The organism is Anaerostipes hadrus ATCC 29173 = JCM 17467, assembly GCF_030296915.1.
Classification (GTDB): Bacteria; Bacillota; Clostridia; order Lachnospirales; family Lachnospiraceae; genus Anaerostipes; species Anaerostipes hadrus.
In genome coordinates, this window is the sequence record NZ_AP028031.1 from 130089 (window position 1) to 149371 (window position 19283).

Genomic DNA, 19283 nt, shown 5'->3' on the forward strand with positions numbered 1-19283 from the left:
CAATGGAAGAGAAGAAGAGGACAATTGTTATGTTTGGGGATTCCCTGACCGACTATTTCCCAATGGAAAAATTAAAAGGTATAGATGCGCAGTTCATTAACAGCGGAGTTGCAGGGGATACGATCGCAGAGATGGGTGCAAGACTGGCTTATGACGTATTTCCATATAAACCAGATATCATTATCATGCAAGGTGGTGCAAATGATTTCCTGATGTCATTGTATCCAGGAGCAAGAGCTTTAGCGGAACGATTGATCAGACTTGCACGAAGGATTCGGCAGCAATTGCCAGATACAAAGATTTATATTGAATCTATGTATCCGGCATATACCAAAAGGATTGGATTGATGCCGTCCTGGGCAGAAGGAAAATCCAATGAAGAGATTCAAAAGATCAATACAGAAATACAAAGATTGTGTAAAGAAGATAACTTTGAATATGTTGATGTATTTGATAAATTGATCGGAGAAGATGGGCAGTTGTCAAGAGAGTATACCGTGGACGGAATACATTTGCAGGAAAATGCCTATGATGTTGTAGCTGCGATCATTTATCATTTGATGGAAGGTTGATCATTAACCTTCCAAATTACAATTTCAATACATCCAGATCTTCAGGTATATAAAGTGTTCCAGTATAATACTGCTTGCCTTCCTTCATATATTTTTCTTGACGATGCAGCATATTTTTATCTTCTGTATGCCATAGAACCAGATTTGGAATCTTTAGATGTTCTGCTAATTCACAGGCATCTTTTACCGTACTATGGTGTTTTTCATAAGGTTTAAAAATATCCCTCTCACCATACACACAAAATGCTTCATGAAGCAGCCAGTCAGAATCTTTCACAAAATCATAAAGAGATTCACGATAAGGTTCATCTCCAGGAAAGGATACCCTTAATCCATTTTCCATAACCGATGTGAAACCAAACTGTTTTTCTTTTGTAGAGCCGATATCAAAGAATGTAAAAGAATCTCCAAGAATCTGAATCGTATCTCCATGTGCAATGACATGAAATACAATACGTTCATCAAAATGCTTATAAAATTTCTTACCAACGGTAAGTTTTGTCAGTGTTTTGATCGTATGAACCAGTTCTTCATGACAGTAGATCGTCAGAGTGCCATCATAAGTTCCCTTGTTCATAGAAGTAGCGATCATACGGATCATCCAGACCATTCCTAAAATATGATCATTATGAGCATGTGTCACAAAAATATTATGAATGCTTTCAAGAGTGATTCCAGCTTTGTCAAGCTGAGATAGAATTCCATTTCCGCCGCCGGCATCGACAAGGAAGTATTCTTCACCTTTTTGCATGGCATAACAAGTGTTATAGCAATGAATTGCCTGTGCATTTCCAGTTCCTAAAACGATCAGTCGTTCCATAAAAATCTCCTTTATATATCATCATAAGTGTATAAAATCATCGTATCTTTCTGCATTATATTACATTTTTATGAAGATGGGAAATTCCTTTTTACGATTCTTGATATTTCCTGTCAGTCAGCTATAATAAGGATAGTGTATACATGGAGAAAGGCGAAGGAAAAGACGATGCTTAAGATACAATACAGAGATGCAAAAGATGGAGGAATCGAAGTTCTTCGTTGTTTCAGCAAAGAAGATCAAGTAGAGATTCCTTCGGAAATTGAAGGAAAAAGAGTTACGAAGATTGGTGATTATGCATTTTCTGCGCATAAACGAAAAGAAGATGAAGCAAAAGAGATTATGATTGGCGAAGACTTTTTGGGCAGTGAAGATGAACCGATGTTTTGTGGGGAGGCAGTAAAAGAAGTTTATCTGCCACCGGATACTGTGGAAATAGGGAAATATGCATTTTATGGATGTGTAAATCTGACAACACTTGGGTTTTCAGATTCTCTTTTAAGAACAGGAGCAGGAATTTTTACAGGATGCAAGCTGCAAAAGATCTACTATGATGTTTATGAGGATAAAAAAAGTGCTTTAAGAGACGTTGTAAGAGATACTCGTTTTCCATTGCAGGTAAATATCCGTTATAAAGAAGAAAAAAAACAAAGTCGTTTATTTTATCCAGAGTATTATGAAGAGGCTGTGGAAAATACACCAGCAAGAATTGTGGAGACACATTTTCATGGAACAGGATATCAATATCGCCAAAGTTTTTTGCGAGGAGAGATCGACTATCGTAAATATGATGATATTTTTCCAGTGGCAGCAGTTCAGGAAGATCTGGATATTGTATGGGAGATATTAGCTGGGCGTATGTTAATGCCATACGGGGTATCAGATTTTGCATGGATGCAATACGAGGGCTATGTAAAGCAGAACCAATGTGAGATGATGAATTATTTAAAAGAAGAAGATCAGATGCTATTTATCAATTTGATGGCAGAGAAGAATTATTTCAGTAAAGAAGGAATCGAAGCAGCGATCGACTGGGCATCTAGAAAGCAGAAAACAGAACTTTTAAGTATTTTGATGAACGAACAACATAAGAGATTTCCAAAGAAAAAGAAAACATTTGAATTATAGATAAGATAAAGGGAAATGAATAATGGAAGAAAATATCAATGAGCGTCTCAGTGAACTTGGAACAAAGATCCTTGCGACGACAAGAAATGAATTATATATCCATATGCGTTTTTTAGATGTGGCATTAAGCAGTTTTGCTTATGTGATCGATCCTTCTGTAAATGGTGTTGGAACGGATGGAATATGTATATTTTATCATCCAGGAGCTTTAGGAGGCATGTACAGGCAAAACAGAGTCCGGATGAATCGTGCATATCTTCATATGGTGCTTCACTGCATTTTACATCATGTGACAAGAAGAAAAGGAAGAGATAAGACTCTATGGAATATTTCTTGTGATATCGCAGTCGAATCAATTATTGATCACTGGCATTTAAAATGTATCCATATGGTGCAAACAAGGCTGCGCAAAGACATTTACGGACAGCTTGAGAGGAACCTCAAAGTATTGACAGCTGAGGGGATTTATCGACAGTTAGTTTCTTTTGGATTAGAAGAGAAGAAAATAAAAGAACTGCAGATGGAATTTCGGGTAGATGACCACCAGTATTGGCCCGAAGATCCCAAGCAAGATCTTCATCAGGAAGTAGAAAATAAATGGAAGAATATCAGTGAAAAAACGGAAACAGATATGGAGACATTTTCCAGTGAAGAGTCACAACAAGCAGGGGATCTGATCGGACAGGTACAGGTAGAAAACAGAGACCGTTATGATTATCGTGAATTTTTAAGAAAATTTTCGGTTTTAAGAGAAGAAGTCAGTGTGGATCCAGATTCGTTTGACTATATATTTTACAGTTATGGGCTTTCTATGTATGGAAATATGCCATTGATCGAGCCGCAGGAGTGGAAGGAAGTAAAGAAAGTTGAAGACTTTGCCATCGTGATCGATACATCAATGTCATGTTCTGGTGATCTGGTAAAGAAATTTCTGGAAGAAACATATGGTGTGTTAACGGAAGCAGAGAGCTTTTTTCATAAGGTAAATATTCATATCATTCAGTGTGATGAGATGGTACAAAACGACCAGAAGATCACAGACGAAAAAGAATTAAAAGAATATATGGAACATTTGGAACTGATCGGAGAAGGTGGGACAGATTTCCGCCCAGCATTTGAATATGTGAATCATCTGATCGAACAGGGTGAATTTTATCATCTGAAGGGATTGATCTATTTCACAGATGGAAAAGGAACCTATCCAAAGAAGAAACCACCATATCAGACAGCATTTATTTTTATGCAGGAAGAATACGAAGATGTGGATGTACCGCCATGGGCAGTTAAATTGATCGTCGATGCCGAAGATCTTGATGAAGGAGAAGAAGAACATGAATATTAAAAGAGCAAAACAGGAAATCAAAGATTCCATTGAAGCTTATCTTACAAAGGATAATTATGGAGAATATAAAATACCATCCATCAGACAGCGTCCGATCCTTTTGATGGGCCCTCCAGGAATTGGAAAAACACAGATCATGGAACAGATCGCAAGAGAATGTGAGATTGGATTGGTAGCTTATACGATCACGCACCACACAAGACAGAGTGCGATCGGTTTGCCATTTATCAGAGAAAAAGAATATAGTGGACAAACATATTCTGTTACGGAATATACGATGAGTGAGATCATTGCATCTGTTTATGAAAAGATTGAACAGACTGGAAATAAAGAAGGTATTTTATTTATCGATGAGATTAACTGTGTATCTGAGACATTGGCACCAACAATGCTTCAGTTTTTGCAGTGTAAGATGTTCGGAAATCAGAAAGTACCAGATGGCTGGATCATCGTAGCGGCAGGAAATCCACCAGAATACAATAAATCTGTCAGAGATTTTGACGTAGTTACCTTGGACCGTATGAAGAAAATTGATGTGGAAGCAGACTATGAAGTGTGGAAAGAATACGCATATCAGGCAGGAATCCACCCAGCAATCCTTGCATATCTTGAAATCCGTAAAGAATATTTCTATCGTATGGAAACAACAGTTGATGGAAAGGCGTTTGTTACAGCCAGAGGATGGGAAGATCTGTCTCAGTTATTAAAAGTTTACGAAGAACTTGGAAAAGATATTGACAGAGAAGTGGTATTTCAGTACTTACAGCACCTGAAGATCGCCAAAGACTTTGCTAACTATTATGAATTATATAAGAAATACAAAGAAGACTATGGAATCGAGCGTATTTTAAAAGGACAGTGGAATCAGGAAACGATCGGCAGATTAAAATTCGCAGCATTTGATGAGAAATTAAGTGTTGTCGGATTGTTAAATGGAAAATTATCCGAAATGTTTGCTGAATCTTATCGACAGGATGCTTATGTTACGGAATTATTTGGCTGGCTAAAACAACTTAAAACAGGCAAGACATTAAGTCAGGTAGTCAAAGAAATCCATGAGGACTTCGACGAAAAGAAAAAGACAGAGAAACTCGGAAAAGCACAGGAACATATGTTGCTTGATGTGATCAAGACTCTGGAGTCATACGAACAGATCAGCAAAGCTGAACATTTAGAAGCAGAAGCAGAATTTGAACGTGTGAGAGAAGAATTCAAGAAAGAACCAGCAAAATTAGAACAGCAGATAGAGAATACAACCAAAGCACTAGACAATGCATTTGACTTCATGGAAGAAGCCTTTGGACAAAGTCAGGAAATGGTTGTATTTGTGACAGAACTGAATGTTAATTATTACAGTGTCTGGTTTATCAAGGAAAATGGATGTGATAAGTATTATCAATATAATAAAGGACTTTTGTTTGATGAACAGCAAGCGGAGATCATGGCAGAGATGGATGAACTGGAGAGAAAATTTTAACATAAAAAGATCAATCACAGTTATCCATTCTTCTAAGTTCAGGTAGCACAGTACAAAGCATCGTAATGAAGCAAAAGCCTCCACCGATCACATTAGAAACAGGTTCCGCAAGGAATACCCCGGAAGTTCCCATGTGCAATACATAAGGCATAAAATAAGTTAATGGAATAACAATAAATACCTTACGAAGCAATGAGAAAAAGATCGCATGTTTCTTTTTGTTTAGAGATTTAAATACTGTCTGTCCAATATACTGCAGATCCATAAAGATAAAAGCAGCAAAATACTGATTCAATGCAGGAATGGAATCTTTTACAAGTGAAGGATCAGAACTGAATACACGGATCAATGTACCAGGAGCAAAAATGATAACACTCCACATAACGGCTGTATAGCATAGGATCATAGCAGACATAACGATCATAGCCTTTCTTACACGAGCTGGACGTCTGGCACCATAGTTATAACTTAAGATTGGAGAACCGCCTTCATTCATGGCATAAATCGGGGTTTCCACAAGTTGTCGTACACTTGATACGATTGTCATGACAGAGATATAAATATCTCCGCCAGTCACAGAAAGTACATTGTTGCAAACAATACTTACCAGACCGTTAGTTAACTGCATGATAAATCCGGCAGTTCCAAGGCTGATGATATTCTTTGCATATCCTAAACTTTCTGACAGCTCATTTTTATGAAGAAAACGTACCTTTAATTCTGCTTTTTTTGTAAGGAAAAATAACACAAAAGAAGCAGAAAGACATTGTGAAATCACAGTTGCAATCGCAGCACCCCGAACGCCAAACCCTAATGCAAAAATAAAGAATGGGTCAAGCAGTAAGTTGGCAACGGCACCGATCGCAACAGAAAACATTCCGATGGTTGAATATCCTTGTGCATTAATAAATGGATTCATTCCAATGGCGATCATAGATGGCAGTGTACCAATTAGATAGAGCATCATATATGGAAAAGCATAAACGAGAACATCCTTGGAAGCCCCGAATAATATCAAAAGCGGGCGTGCAAATAAAAGCCCAATGAGCATCAATACGACAGCACTAAAACAAACCATAGTAAATGATGTATTCATGATATGGACAGCCTGTTTATTTTTCTTTTGCCCTCGGCTGATCGAAAATAAAGGAGCTCCGCCACTTCCAAATAAGTTAGCAAATGCAGTAATGATCACAACCAGCGGAAAGCACAGTCCAACAGCACCAAGTGCAGCTGTTCCAATATGTGGGATTCGTGCGATATAAATACGGTCAACAATGTTATATAATAAGTTTAAGATCTGAGCAACAAGCATAGGAAGTGCTGCTGCAAAGATATTTTGGGTTACAGACCCATTTTCAAAATCAATTCGTTTCATTTTTAAGATTATCTCTTTCCAGTTTCATTATATTTTTATTTATCATAGCATCGTTTCATTTATTCTATTATAATACAAATTGAAAGAAAATCTATATGGATAAAGGAGTAGGTATAGTATATGAAAATCGAATATAATGAAAAAGAAATCGCAGCAATGGCAGAATTCCACAAAGGAAACAGAGCAGAAGGTTTAAGATTACAAGAAGAATTCGCATCAGAATTTCGAAAAGAATATGCAGACAAAGACCACTGCCCATGTCAAAAAGCCTGTAGATATCATGGAAATTGCAAAGAATGTGTGGCAATTCACAGAGCCCATCAGGAACACGTTCCAAACTGCATGCGCCCGATGATCAATAAGAAATTAAAAATTTTGTCAGAATTAACGGAACATACATTGGCAAATGAGATTGAGGCACCGAAAGAGGTTTTGCGGAAGGAATTTCAAAAGTAGATTTATAAGGAACGCTATTTTCCAGACAATATGAGAATCGAGGAGATTTATTTAAAGGCCTTTCCATCTGGGCAGATCAGAGATATCAAAGGTTACAAGGAAGTTATCCAGTGATCTAAATCTTTTATACGGCAAGAAAGTATTGATTTTTCTCGATGAATATGCAGATAAGCCAGCCATGATCATAGAATAAAAAAATTTATTAAGAAAAAAATACCTATTATAGAATTTAAATAATGGTGCAATTTTTGCACCTTCGAATTGACGAAGTGCAAAAATTGCACTATTATAAATTAAGAGGTGCAATTATGATGGGTGAGTTAAAAAAAATGAGAACTGAAAAAAAGATGACACAACAACAAGTTGCTGATTTGGTAGGAATATCTTTACGTTCTTATAAATCATATGAGAATGATGAGAAAAAACAAGGAAGTTTGAAATACAAATATATATTAGAAAAACTTTCAGAAATAAATCCAATAGACGAAGAACATGGAATTATTGATATAGAATATATAACTGAAAAATGCGGAAATGTATTTCAAAAATATGATGTAAATTTTTGTTATCTTTTTGGATCTTACGCTAAATCGAAAGCAAAGCCAACCAGTGATGTGGATCTGTTAATTTCAGCAAATGTAAAAGGACTAAAATTTTATGGATTAGTCGAAGAAATTAGAGAAGCACTACACAAAAAAGTAGATGTTTTAGAAATTAATCAATTAAAAGATAATTTAGAATTAACACAAGAAATATTAAAAGATGGGATAAAAATATATGGATAATGTAAAGAATGATCGTTATTACATTCAAAAAATACGAAACGATTTGCAATTTATAGTACAACATATGAAAGATGTAGATATAGAAGAATTGAATGCAAATGAAATACTACTGGATTCAATGTTGTTTCGAATGATTCAGTTATCTGAAAATGCAAAGAAATTGTCGGATGAGTATAAAGAGAAAAGAGGATATATTCCATGGAATGCTATGTATGGATTGAGAAATCGTATTGTACACGATTATGGAAATGTTGATTTAAATATTGTCTTTGAAACATTAAAAAATGATATACCAGAATTGTTAGAGATGATAAAAGGATAATGTTAACCCACGTTGCTTGCCGCAACGACATATTTTGGTGTAAATTCAATACATCAAAATATAAGGAGAGACAATAATTATGTTTAATGAGAATCTAAAAACAATAAGAAAAGCAAAAGGTTACACACAAGAAGAACTTGCAATCAAAATTCATGTAGTAAGACAAACTATCAGCAAATGGGAAAAAGGACTATCCGTACCAGATGCAGATACATTATCCAAATTAGCGGATGTATTAGAGATTAATGTGAGTGAATTATTGGGTAGTGAAATAAAAGAAGAAGCCAATAAGAATGAAGTAGCAGAACAACTTGCGAAGATCAGTGAACAATTGGCGCTTAAGAATAGACGGCATAAGAGGATATGGAAAGTTATTGGAGTTATATTGTTAGCTGTGATTGTTATTAATATGCTTCTAGTGGTTTTGGGCACGGTGACATATAACGAAAAAAATGCGGATATTACTACAATTGAAGAGAAATTTTGATTTTGTAGTTGGCCAACTGTAGATTTCGAGTATATAGAGTGGACAATTCACAAGATTGGAAAATTTAAGGTGATGTGTATGTTTTACTGTATTGGTTTATATATTTAGGTAATCGATAGCTGAAAATTCTCGCAATTTAAGGTTTCGTAGAAATTAAGATAAGATAATTTTCAAACATCCCAACAAATCGGTGTTGTAGATTTTATCTAAACTTCTGTTAATAAGTACAAGAATCATCAACTAATACAGTTTAACATACACATTGTGTAGTGATTTGAACAGCGTTCTGACTCATACATGCAACACTACCTACAATCATAATTTAGTAGTGATAAACTTTCCTTCTACTCCGTAAAAAATAAATCGTAACAATTAAAGTCAACATCTCCGCTACAACAACTCCCATCCAGATTCCATTCAATCCAAGCACAAGTGGCAGCAGCATAATACACCCAATCTGGAACAACAAAGTTCGAAGGAATGCAATCATTCCAGAAACAACCCCATTATTCAAAGCTGTAAAGAACGAAGAAGCCCAGATATTAAATCCATTGATCAAAAACACAAATGCATACAACCGGAATCCATGTAACGTCATAGCAAACAGATCAGCATCATATCCAACAAAGATATTGATCAGCGGATGGGAAAAAAACTCAGAGATCAAAGTCAGACAAACCCCAGTTACAGCAATTAAAGACAAACTCTTCTTCAACATATTCTTCAATTCCGAATGATTTCCAGCCCCATAATTATAACTGGTGATCGGAGCGCTTCCCATAGAATATCCAAGATAGATTGCAGCAAAGATAAAGTTCGCATACATGATCACACCATAAGCAGCAACACCATCTGCACCAGCAAGGCGCATTAACTGTGTATTATAAAGCATATTTACAACGGAAGAAGAAGCATTTGTCATAAATTCCGAAGAACCATTTAAACAGGTCTTTAATAAAATATCTTTTCTCCAGACAGGTTTCACAAGACGAAGACGGCTGCTGTTATTTTTCCGCGCAAAATAGATCAACGGTACAAGCCCGCCAACATACTCACCCATGGCAGTTGCAACCGCAGCCCCGGCAACACCATAATGCATAACTCCGATAAAGAGATAGTCAAACACAATATTGATCACGCCAGAAATCAAAGACATACGAAGACTATAAGAAGGTTTCTCTGCTGTAATAAAGAAGTTATAAAAGATCGTCTGCATCATAAACATTGGCTGTGATACAAACATAATACGTCCATAAGTAGACGCATATTCAAGCAGCTGTCCACGCGCCCCAAGTGCCATACAGATCTGCCTTATAAAAATAAATCCAAAGACAGACAGGATCGTAGCTCCGATCAAAGCAGTAAAGATCAGCATAGAAAAATATTCATTTGCTTTTTCTTTTTTGCCCTCACCAAGCGTTTTTGCAACGATCGCACTTCCACCAGAACCGATCATAAATCCGATCGCTCCAACACCCATCGCAACAGGAAGGATAAGATTGACCGCAGCAAATGCTGTTTTTCCTGCAAAATTGGAAATAAACAATCCATCAATAATACTGTACATCGAAGTACAGATCATCATAATGATCGATGGAAATACAAAACGGATCAGACGTTTGTAAGTGAAATGATCTGATAATTGAATCTTCATGATAAACTAAAACTCCTTTTCCTCTAAGACATATTGTTTCATATTTTTCTTTAAAATCTGAACATATTTTCTCGTAAGAGAAAGCAGCTGTTCACACTCCGAAGGCTCCATAGATTCAAATGTAGCATTTTCCATATCAAAGACAGGACAGATATGTTTTTCAGAAAATTCTCGTCCAAACTCTGTAAAAAATAAGTGGATATCCCTTCCGACGCCGGCTTTACGGATCAAAACTCCTTTATCTTCTAATGATTTTACGGAAGAATTCACCGTTTGTTTTGAGATGGAGTAAAGTTTGCAGATATCTTTCTGAGAGCAACCATCTCCAAGTTCTAACAGACAATATAAAATGAGAAATGCGGAATCCGTAAGATGCATGGAAAGAGCGATCTCATGATAGACATCATCGATCATCTTATAGAGAGAATCAAATTCCTTTAAGGTACGATTTTGTTTCGATTCCATAGTGACTTCCTTTCTTATAACAATTAGATTAAGTCCGAAATCGGACTATGAGATTATGATAATTATAGTCCGAAATCGGACTTGTGTCAATTATTATTTCATAGGAAATCACTTTACGAGGTCATTCGAATCAGTTAAAATAAAGAGTCAGAGAATAAAGTACAACCAAAGAAGGAAGTTACCTATGAAATTTGCCTATGATATCCCAGATTCATTCTGGAGTTTATTTCGTTCGATGAACAGAGAACTTTATATGGAAGCTTTGCTGAAGATCAACGAAGAATATGAATATAACAATTATTATTTAAGTAAAGAAGTATGCCTTCAGGTATTAGAAGACTGGAACGAAAGCCAGCGGATCTGGTTATCTCCTGAAGAATTTGAATCAGAAAATGATGCAAGCCAGACACCGCCAAACAGGATTTTAAACTGGCTGATCAAGACAGGCTGGTTAAAGAGGATCGAAGATTTCTCAACATTAACTACCAATATCATCATTCCTGATTACGCAGCCGTATTTTTAACAGCATTTGAAGAGTTAGTCAACCCATCAACAGATGACACAGAGATCTATATCCAGAATGTATACGCAACACTGTTTTCATTCTGGCATGATAAGAAGATGAACTTAGCCATGTTAAAAACAGCGCTTGTTAATACAAAGAAATTAAATAAAGCCTTGCAGGATATGTTACACAACATGGACCATTTCTTTAGCCGACTGCTAAAACAGAAATCATATGAAGAAGTGTTGGCAGAACATTTGGAAGGTTACGTTGAGGAAATCGTTGAGAAGAAATATCATATCTTAAAGACAAATGATAACTTCTATTTATATAAAAATGATATCAAACGATGTTTAAGAGAAATGAGAGAAGATATTCCATGGATGGAACAGGTACAGAAGAAAGCAGATAAAGAAAAAGGCGAAGATGTGCTAAGCATCATCAATGCGATCGAACGTGGATTTGATGATATTGAACATCGAATTTCCAACATGGATAAAGAACATTCTAAATATATCAGGGCAACAGTAACGCGTATGAATTACATGCTGAATGGAGAATCCGACACAAGAGGTCTGATGATCCAGCTGTTAAAGACGATCGGGGATTCTAAGGACAGCGAGGAAAAGATCGAGAAGGTCGGACAGAGTATGAATCTCTCTCATTTTGAAGTGCTTTCAGAGAAGTCTTTGTATAAGAAGAGAAAACGAAGAGATTTTGCAAGTCAGGTGGAAGAAGAAAAGCAGCAGGAAGAATTATCAAGAGAAGATGTCCTAAGATTAAATAAGATTCATACAAGATACCAACAGGCTGAGATTGAAGATTTCATTGAATCTTATATGCAGGATGACCATATGGAAGTTAAGGATATTGATATCAGGGATGAAGAGTCCTTTGAGAAATTAATCCTTGCCTACGATTACAGTACGAGAAGAAACAGTAAATATAAAGTGATCGAGAGAGACGATAAATTGATTGATAATGGAAGTTACCGCTATCCGGCATTAACTTTTGTAAGGAGGAAACCGAAATCATGATACCGTATTATGAAGAATTGAATGACGAAGAAAAAAATGCGGTCACGAAAGTGATCCGTACGTTGTTAAAACAGACATTTGTATTAGAAAGAAAATATGATAAAAAGAGCGGAAGACTTGTATACAATAAAGAATTTAGAACCATTGACCTGCATCAGGAATTTTTAAGAGAATATTTTAAGATTTCAGGAATCGAATTAAGAGAAAATCTGCATCTGGGAGTCTTTTATATTGAAGGAGAAACTTTGATCGGAGAGAAGATTTCCAGATTATCAACCATTTATCTTCTGATCTTAAAATTATTGTACGATGAACATATGGCAGAGGCTTCATCAAATACAAGTGTGTATACATCATTAGGAGAAATCCATGAAAAGATCAATGATTTCCATCTGATGAGAACCTTGCCATCCATCACTGAGATGCGTCGTTCCATCGCATTATTAAAGAAATATCAGATCATCGAACCACTCGATGTATTAGAAGAGTTAAATGACGAGACAAGAATGATGATCTATCCATGCGTGAATGTCGTGTTACTAGGAGATGACATCCGCAGATTGATCGAAAGTTTCAGCAAGGAGGAAGTAGACAGTGAGTTTGACGAAGACGAAGCAGCCATTTCTGGCATTATCGAAGATATGCCTGAATAACTGGCATTATATAGATCAGAAAGTATTAAGTTTCAACGATGGAATCAACTTTTTTACCGGACATTCTGGAAGTGGAAAGTCAACAGTGATCGATGCGATGCAGATCGTTTTATATGCGAATACAGATGGTCGTGGATTCTTTAATAAGGCGGCAGCAGACGATTCCGATCGAAATCTGATCGAATACCTGCGAGGAATGGTTGCGGTCGGAGAGAAAGATGAAGTTACTTATTTGAGAAATAAAAACTTCTCCACAACGATCGTTCTGGAATTTACACAGACAGAATCTGACGAAAAAGAATGTCTGGGAGTTGTATTTGATGTAGATACAGCAAGAAATGATACATCCAGATTATTTTTCTGGCACAAAGGCGGCATTTTAGAGAATGCTTACCGTACGGAAGAGCATGCGATGACAATTTCGGAACTCCGCAAATATATGCAGAAAAACTTCAAAAAAGAAGATTTCTATTTTGGAACAAGCAACGAGAGATTTAGAAAACAGATGTATGACATCTATCTTGGCGGTCTTGATATGGAGAAATTCCCAAGACTGTTTAAACGCGCGATCCCATTTAAAATGAATATCAAGCTCGAAGATTTTGTGAAAGAATACATCTGTATGGAGCAGGACATTCATATTGAAGATATGCAGGAAAGCGTGATGCAGTATGGAAGAATGCGTCAGAGAATCGAAGATACATTAAAGGAAGCAAAGAGCTTAGAAGAGATCAAAGAAAGTTTCGTTAAATTCAAGACCAAAAAAGAGGAACAGGATTATTGCCAGTACCGCATGAACAAACTGGATGTCCTGAAACTAAAATCAGATATTCATTTGTTACAACAAAAGATTGAAGATGGAGAAAAAGATCTAAAGACGCAGGAAGAGAATGAAACAGTTCTTGAGAAGAAACTAGAGAAACTCGCCAAAGAATACGATGCATTAGTAGCACAGATCGCAGGAAGTGGATACGACCAGATCGCAACAAGGAAAAAGGATGTTCAGGAGTTGTTAGGACAGTTAAATCATTCCGTACAGCGTTGGGAACAGACATCAAAAGATTTAAAAAAATGGTGTGATCTCGATATTACGCCAAATCAGGCAATCTGGGATATCGAGAAATTTGAACAGGGAGATATCACAGAAGATGATCTGAATCGATTAAAACATACATTGGATATCTTAAGAAAAGAAACTGAGGAAGAACGACAAGATAATGCGTCTGCACTAAGAGCCTTAAAGAAACAGGAGAAATCTATTTCTGATGAGTTGAAAGAACTGAAAAAGGGTAACAAAGCATATCCAAAAGAAGTTCTGGATGCAAGATATGAATTACAGACGAAATTAAGCGAAAAATGTGGTGATTTTGTAAAAGTAAATGTGCTTGCCGATCTGTTAGACATGAAAGATGAGAAATGGCATAAAGCGGTCGAAGGATATTTAGGATCGAATAAATTAACACTGATCGTGGAACCAAAATACGTCAAGGATGCCATGGAAATCTACCGTGATATGGATCAGAAGAAATACTGGAGAATTTCGATCGCAGACACACAAAAGATTGATAAGCAGGACATGAAGGTTGAGGGAAATGCATTGTCAGAAGAAGTTCTTGCAGAACAGTCTTATGTGAAAAAGCTGATAGAATCCTTGATCGGGCGTGTGATCAAATGTGAGACGATCGATGAATTAAGAAATTGCCGTACTGGTATCACACCAGATGGAATGCTTTATAAAAATTTCCAGTTAAAACGATTAGATCCAAAACAGTACACAAGAAATTCCTACATTGGAGACAACAGTTTACGCCACAGGATCAAAGAATTAGAGAAAGAAAAGGATAAGATCTTTGATAAAAAAGATCCATTAGAAAAAGAAGTTTTAAGTGCTGTTGTTATTTTAGACTATGAATATCTTCCACAGTCAGCCGAAGAATATTTAAAACAGCAAGAAACACTGGAACGTGCGAAAGAACGTCAGGAAGAATACGAAGATTTAGAAAATCAGCTGACAAAATTAAGAGAAGGTGCCTTAAAAGGTCTGGAAGAGGAAAGAGACCAGAACAGGTTAAAACAGGAAGATTGCAAACAAGAGATCAATGCAATGAAAGAAGCAATCTGGGCAACACAGAATGCATTAAAAGAATGCAGACAGCAGATCATTGACCAGAATGAAGCATTGATCCGTGCACAGAATGAATTACCGGAAAATGGAGAGTACGAGCAGCAGTTTGCACAAGAGATCGAGAAGACAGACACAGAAGACTATGAACGTCTCAAAAAACGTGCAGCAAGGAAATACTATGATGCCGGAACGAAGAAGGAAGAAGAATATAGAAAGCTTGTGGAAGTCAGAACTGCATATTTAAGGGAATATCCGAACCGCACATTCTCAGCAGTAGATGAGAATAATGATGTGTATGACAAGCTTTATAAGGAATTATCATCTGATCACATGGAAATGTATCGTGAAAAAGCTGCAAAACAGGCCAAAACAGCAATGGAACATTTCAAAGATGACTTTGTATACAAGATTCGAAGCGCGATCAGGGAAGCTTATCAGCGCAGGGATGAATTAAACCGCATGATCAGTGGACTCGACTTTGGGAAAGACAAATATCAATTTAAGATCACAAGAAATACAGGAGCCGATGGAAAATATTATCCAATGTTTATGGATGATTCTCTGAATATCGATCCATCTGTCTTAAATACAACGATGGATGACCAGATGAATCTCTTCTCTATGGAACATGAGAATAAATACGGGGAACTGATGAATGAATTGATCGAGATCTTTATCCCGCCAGAAGGTGCAACCGGTGAAGAACTTGAGAATGCGAAACGTGATATGCAGAAATATTCTGATTATCGTACGTATCTGTCCTTTGATATGGAACAGATTGTGGATGGTGATGAAAAACTGACGATCGGATTAAGTAAGATGATCAAGAAAAACTCTGGTGGAGAAGGACAGAACCCATTATATGTTGCATTACTCGCAAGTTTTGCACAGGCCTATGGAATTCATCTTTCACCAAAAGTACGAAGAAATCCAAGCATCCGTCTGGTTGTCTTAGATGAAGCGTTCTCTAAGATGGATGCAGAGAAAGTTGCAAGTTGTATTGACCTGATCAGGAATCTAGGATTCCAGGCAATCATCAGTGCGACAAATGATAAGATTCAAAATTACCTAGAAAATGTAGATAAGACTTTTGTATACGCCAATCCAAACAAGAAAAATATTTCCATTCAGGAATTCGAAAAATGTGAATTTGATAATTTACTCACAGAAGAATAGATAAAAATACAGATACGAGGAGAAATGTATTTATGAATCGAAGTTTAAAAGGAATCTGCTTCACAGTTGCAGGAGGATGCTGCTGGGGCATGTCTGGTGTGATGGGGAAATATTTATTTGATGCAAAAGATCTGACGGCTACGTGGCTTGTGACAGTCAGATTATTAGGGGCAGGAATCTGCCTGCTGTTGCTTATGTATCAGAGAAAAGGGAATTCAATTTTTCGTGTATGGAAAAGAGAAGATTCAGCGGTCAATCAGCTGATCTTCGGGATGATTGGAATGGCTATGTGTCAGATGACGTACTTCCTTGCCATTCAGGAGTCAAATCCGGGAACTGCGACAGTTCTTCAGTATTCTGCACCAATCTTAATTATGGTGTTCTTTGTATTAGTGGAAAAAAGATTTCCAAAGAAAGAAGAAGTGCTTGTTCTGGCAGCTGTGATCGTAGGAATTTTTTTGCTTGCAACACATGGAAGTATAAAAAACTTAGTGATCACCAATGCAGCATTATTCTGGGGATTGTTATCCGCTTTTGCTTTTGCAGTTTATAACGTGCAGCCAAAGAAACTACTAGACGAATTTGGTACTTTAGAGACAACAGGATGGGGAATGTTTGTCGGTGGAGTTTTGGTAACTCCATTTACAAAAGTGTGGAGTATCCCAGGACATTGGGATATCATGACGGTTGCAATGACAATTGGAGTTGTATTCTTAGGAACGATCGTGGCGTTTTCCTGTTATCTCCATGGGATTTCCATGTTAGGACCAGTTCAGGGAAGTATGCTTGGATGCGTGGAACCGCTGGTTGCAACGATTCTTTCCGCAACCGTGCTTGGACAGGCCTTTGGAATGATCGATGTTGTGGGAATCTTATGTATTGTTGGAGCGGTGACGGCATTGACGGTCGTGGATGCGTAATCAGACATTATGGATTTGCCTTTGAAGGTAAGAAGGTTTTGATCGGAGAATAGTAGATAAATCGCTGAGTTCATATGAATTATATGGATTCAGTGATTTTTTCATAGAATGATTATTTTATTGAAAAAAATAACCTGTAAATATATTGTGTTAAATACAAAACAATGTTAAAATAGAAGTAACCTAAAAATAGAACATAAAAGAAAGGAGGAATACGAAAATGGAAGAATTAACCAGACTAGAAGAACGAATCATGCAATGCATTTGGGATTATCAAGGAGAAGTTCCTTTTCTTGATCTGATAGAGACAGTCAAAGAAAAGCTCAATAAAGATTATAAAAGAACAAGTATCCGCGGATATCTGTTCCGGCTAGAAGAGAAGGGATATATCAAAGTTACCAAGAAAGGAAGAAAAGCATATGTGCAGCCATTGATCAATGAAGAGTCATATGGGAAATATCAAGCTGAGAAAGTTTTAGATCGTTGGTTTGACGGATCTGCAAAACGATTAGTAAGTGCATTAGGAGAGAAACTGACAAAAGAAGACGGGGAAGAGTTAAGAGGGATCTTAGATGACTTTGATTTTGATGATAATCATAATAAAAATATTTAGCGGAATATTCTTATGTACACTGCTTGGAACGATCTTATATCTTTTTTGGAAGGCTGTAGGACGTTTGATAGAACACAAGGGATATATTGATATCAATTATCTGATATGGAAGATGGTATTATTGATGTTTGCCATACCAATCACGTTGATCTATGCAAATGGATTTGAGAAGAGTACTTATGTATTTGAAGTTACAGGTCCGATCAAGTGGGTCATTGGAATTTTGATGATCATCTGGCTGGTTGGAACGATCATTTTTACGATCAGATTTCTAGAGAAATACAGAGCAATAAGGAAGGATATTTTAAATGCAGATCCATGTGGCGATGAAATTCAAAGTATGGTAAAAAGCATATCAAAAAAGTTAGGGGTTCATAAAGAAATTCAAGTAGTGATCTTAGAAAAAGCAGGCGGACCAATGTTATATGGAATTTTGAAACCAAGAATCATTCTGCCAAGAATTTATGCTCCGCAACAGCTAAATATGATATTTACACATGAATTGATTCATTATAAACATCATGATCTTATTTGGAAACACTTGGCGAACATTATCTGTTGTATATACTGGTTTCAACCTGCGTTAAAGGATGTTTTTTATCAATTAGATCAATGGGGAGAAACATACTGTGACAGGACAGTATGTGAATATCTGCCAGATGTAAAGGGATATTTTTCTACGATCATAGATATTTCTATGGAAGAGATCAGATATGGAAGATATACAACAGCGGGGTTATATGAGAGTAAGGAAGTATTAAAGTTACGAATGGAACGAATGAAATCTTATCGACAACAAAGAAGGTTGCGAAGAGGAATTTCTGTAAGTGTCTTATTTGGAATGATCATACTCAGTGCAACTACGGTATTTGCTTCAGGGATAGGATTTGTAAAGGCATACGATAAGATTGCAGATGAAACAAGAGAGGAAATCAATGTTGGAACGGAAGGTGATATAAAGGAAAAGAAAGCAAAGTATAGAATGTATGATAAAACCAGAATCAAAAAGTGCATGATAAAAAATGAAAGATTAAAAGAGAATGATGGAAAACCATTTACATGGAAGATCAAGCCGAAAGAGAGAATAGAAACAAAAGAGGGATATTTAAACAAAGGAACTTATGTTGACATAGCTGCCTGCATGGGATTTGAAGAAGAACATCCAGAGACACATATAGCAATTGGAATTGTTGATGAGGATGGGGAGGAAACTTATATAGAGAATGGGGTAAATCTGGTAAGTGTCTTAAAGGTAAAAAAAGATGGACGATATCGAGTGTTTATAGAAAATCAAGGAACGAAAAAAGCAATAGCAGGGGGATATTATTGGGTAGAAACGGAGAAATAGTAGAGGGGAGAATGTGATT

General features: G+C 36.5%; 18 protein-coding genes. 14 read left to right on the forward strand and 4 right to left on the reverse strand.

All coding sequences use genetic code 11. From position 1 onward, the window contains the following. Positions 1 to 2: 2 nt before the first annotated feature. Entirely contained in the window at positions 3 to 572 is a 570-nt protein-coding gene (locus tag QUE18_RS00635) for an SGNH/GDSL hydrolase family protein (RefSeq protein ID WP_009204671.1), read from the forward strand. A 16-nt stretch (positions 573 to 588) separates the two neighbouring features. Here the strand turns inward: QUE18_RS00635 and QUE18_RS00640 are convergent, their stop codons facing one another. Further along, the gene (locus QUE18_RS00640) at positions 589 to 1392 is read right to left on the reverse strand and encodes an MBL fold metallo-hydrolase (protein WP_009204672.1); all 804 of its coding nucleotides are present in this window, start codon (positions 1390 to 1392) and stop codon (positions 589 to 591) included. 168 nt (positions 1393 to 1560) lie between these two features. Between QUE18_RS00640 and QUE18_RS00645 the strand changes: the two genes are divergently transcribed. From QUE18_RS00645 to QUE18_RS00655, 3 genes are read left to right on the forward strand one after another with little or no spacing between them, the layout of a single operon-like run. Next, positions 1561 to 2520 carry a leucine-rich repeat protein gene (locus QUE18_RS00645; RefSeq protein WP_040344645.1) on the forward strand — a complete coding sequence of 320 codons (960 nt, stop codon included), beginning with the start codon at positions 1561 to 1563 and terminating at the stop codon, positions 2518 to 2520. A gap of 22 nt (positions 2521 to 2542) precedes the next feature. Beyond that, complete coding sequence (locus QUE18_RS00650) at positions 2543 to 3862, forward strand: vWA domain-containing protein (protein ID WP_009204674.1); 1320 nt, start codon at positions 2543 to 2545, stop codon at positions 3860 to 3862. Next, entirely contained in the window at positions 3852 to 5339 is a 1488-nt protein-coding gene (locus tag QUE18_RS00655) for an ATP-binding protein (protein WP_022091563.1), read from the forward strand. Before QUE18_RS00650 ends, QUE18_RS00655 begins: the two co-directional genes overlap by 11 nt. Positions 5340 to 5349: 10 nt before the next feature. Here QUE18_RS00655 and QUE18_RS00660 read toward each other — a convergent pair whose 3' ends face one another. After that, positions 5350 to 6717 (reverse strand): MATE family efflux transporter, encoded by a 1368-nt coding sequence (locus tag QUE18_RS00660; protein WP_009204676.1) that lies wholly within the window; start codon positions 6715 to 6717, stop codon positions 5350 to 5352. Positions 6718 to 6837: 120 nt separating this feature from the next. Here QUE18_RS00660 and QUE18_RS00665 point away from each other — a divergent pair, with 120 nt between their 5' ends. The 4 genes from QUE18_RS00665 (at position 6838) to QUE18_RS00680 (ending at position 8767) form a co-directional block, all read left to right on the forward strand. Further along, positions 6838 to 7173: a hypothetical protein gene (locus QUE18_RS00665; protein ID WP_009204677.1), complete on the forward strand. Its 336-nt coding sequence runs from the start codon at positions 6838 to 6840 to the stop codon at positions 7171 to 7173. 308 nt (positions 7174 to 7481) lie between these two features. Beyond that, positions 7482 to 7958 (forward strand): nucleotidyltransferase domain-containing protein, encoded by a 477-nt coding sequence (locus QUE18_RS00670; protein ID WP_226796584.1) that lies wholly within the window; start codon positions 7482 to 7484, stop codon positions 7956 to 7958. Beyond that, on the forward strand, positions 7951 to 8280 hold the full coding sequence (locus QUE18_RS00675) for a HepT-like ribonuclease domain-containing protein (RefSeq protein ID WP_009204679.1): 330 nt from the start codon (positions 7951 to 7953) through the stop codon (positions 8278 to 8280). Before QUE18_RS00670 ends, QUE18_RS00675 begins: the two co-directional genes overlap by 8 nt. Positions 8281 to 8359: 79 nt before the next feature. Beyond that, positions 8360 to 8767, forward strand: coding sequence for a helix-turn-helix domain-containing protein (locus QUE18_RS00680; protein ID WP_009204680.1), 408 nt, complete (start codon positions 8360 to 8362; stop codon positions 8765 to 8767). Between the two features lie 322 nt (positions 8768 to 9089). Here the strand turns inward: QUE18_RS00680 and QUE18_RS00685 are convergent, their stop codons facing one another. Together QUE18_RS00685 and QUE18_RS00690 are read right to left on the reverse strand one after the other, a co-directional pair. Continuing rightward, the gene (locus tag QUE18_RS00685; RefSeq protein ID WP_040344647.1) at positions 9090 to 10421 is read right to left on the reverse strand and encodes an MATE family efflux transporter; all 1332 of its coding nucleotides are present in this window, start codon (positions 10419 to 10421) and stop codon (positions 9090 to 9092) included. A 6-nt stretch (positions 10422 to 10427) separates the two neighbouring features. Then, positions 10428 to 10886 (reverse strand): MarR family winged helix-turn-helix transcriptional regulator, encoded by a 459-nt coding sequence (locus QUE18_RS00690; RefSeq protein WP_009204682.1) that lies wholly within the window; start codon positions 10884 to 10886, stop codon positions 10428 to 10430. A gap of 184 nt (positions 10887 to 11070) precedes the next feature. Between QUE18_RS00690 and QUE18_RS00695 the strand changes: the two genes are divergently transcribed. The 6 genes from QUE18_RS00695 (at position 11071) to QUE18_RS00720 (ending at position 19264) form a co-directional block, all read left to right on the forward strand. Continuing rightward, positions 11071 to 12429, forward strand: coding sequence for a Wadjet anti-phage system protein JetA family protein (locus QUE18_RS00695; RefSeq protein ID WP_009204683.1), 1359 nt, complete (start codon positions 11071 to 11073; stop codon positions 12427 to 12429). Beyond that, positions 12426 to 13082 (forward strand): DUF4194 domain-containing protein, encoded by a 657-nt coding sequence (locus tag QUE18_RS00700; RefSeq protein ID WP_009204684.1) that lies wholly within the window; start codon positions 12426 to 12428, stop codon positions 13080 to 13082. The genes QUE18_RS00695 and QUE18_RS00700 overlap by 4 nt, the downstream gene beginning before the upstream one ends. After that, entirely contained in the window at positions 13030 to 16383 is a 3354-nt protein-coding gene (locus QUE18_RS00705; RefSeq protein WP_040344660.1) for an ATP-binding protein, read from the forward strand. The genes QUE18_RS00700 and QUE18_RS00705 overlap by 53 nt, the downstream gene beginning before the upstream one ends. Positions 16384 to 16415: 32 nt before the next feature. Then, entirely contained in the window at positions 16416 to 17303 is an 888-nt protein-coding gene (locus QUE18_RS00710) for a DMT family transporter (protein ID WP_009204686.1), read from the forward strand. 220 nt (positions 17304 to 17523) lie between these two features. Then, positions 17524 to 17916 (forward strand): BlaI/MecI/CopY family transcriptional regulator, encoded by a 393-nt coding sequence (locus QUE18_RS00715; RefSeq protein ID WP_009204687.1) that lies wholly within the window; start codon positions 17524 to 17526, stop codon positions 17914 to 17916. A 64-nt stretch (positions 17917 to 17980) separates the two neighbouring features. After that, positions 17981 to 19264 (forward strand): M56 family metallopeptidase, encoded by a 1284-nt coding sequence (locus tag QUE18_RS00720; RefSeq protein WP_242852754.1) that lies wholly within the window; start codon positions 17981 to 17983, stop codon positions 19262 to 19264. Positions 19265 to 19283: the final 19 nt, after the last annotated feature.

Coding starts and splice junctions, on each gene's coding strand:
- QUE18_RS00665 (WP_009204677.1), top strand. CDS start 6,838: ATGAAAATCGAATATAATGAAAAAGAAATCGCAGCAATGGCAGAATTC.
- QUE18_RS00635 (WP_009204671.1), top strand. CDS start 3: ATGGAAGAGAAGAAGAGGACAATTGTTATGTTTGGGGATTCCCTGACC.
- QUE18_RS00715 (WP_009204687.1), top strand. CDS start 17,524: ATGGAAGAATTAACCAGACTAGAAGAACGAATCATGCAATGCATTTGG.
- QUE18_RS00690 (WP_009204682.1), bottom strand. CDS start 10,886: ATGGAATCGAAACAAAATCGTACCTTAAAGGAATTTGATTCTCTCTAT.
- QUE18_RS00670 (WP_226796584.1), top strand. CDS start 7,482: ATGATGGGTGAGTTAAAAAAAATGAGAACTGAAAAAAAGATGACACAA.
- QUE18_RS00675 (WP_009204679.1), top strand. CDS start 7,951: ATGGATAATGTAAAGAATGATCGTTATTACATTCAAAAAATACGAAAC.
- QUE18_RS00695 (WP_009204683.1), top strand. CDS start 11,071: ATGAAATTTGCCTATGATATCCCAGATTCATTCTGGAGTTTATTTCGT.
- QUE18_RS00660 (WP_009204676.1), bottom strand. CDS start 6,717: ATGAAACGAATTGATTTTGAAAATGGGTCTGTAACCCAAAATATCTTT.
- QUE18_RS00680 (WP_009204680.1), top strand. CDS start 8,360: ATGTTTAATGAGAATCTAAAAACAATAAGAAAAGCAAAAGGTTACACA.
- QUE18_RS00650 (WP_009204674.1), top strand. CDS start 2,543: ATGGAAGAAAATATCAATGAGCGTCTCAGTGAACTTGGAACAAAGATC.
- QUE18_RS00655 (WP_022091563.1), top strand. CDS start 3,852: ATGAATATTAAAAGAGCAAAACAGGAAATCAAAGATTCCATTGAAGCT.
- QUE18_RS00710 (WP_009204686.1), top strand. CDS start 16,416: ATGAATCGAAGTTTAAAAGGAATCTGCTTCACAGTTGCAGGAGGATGC.
- QUE18_RS00645 (WP_040344645.1), top strand. CDS start 1,561: ATGCTTAAGATACAATACAGAGATGCAAAAGATGGAGGAATCGAAGTT.
- QUE18_RS00685 (WP_040344647.1), bottom strand. CDS start 10,421: ATGAAGATTCAATTATCAGATCATTTCACTTACAAACGTCTGATCCGT.
- QUE18_RS00700 (WP_009204684.1), top strand. CDS start 12,426: ATGATACCGTATTATGAAGAATTGAATGACGAAGAAAAAAATGCGGTC.
- QUE18_RS00640 (WP_009204672.1), bottom strand. CDS start 1,392: ATGGAACGACTGATCGTTTTAGGAACTGGAAATGCACAGGCAATTCAT.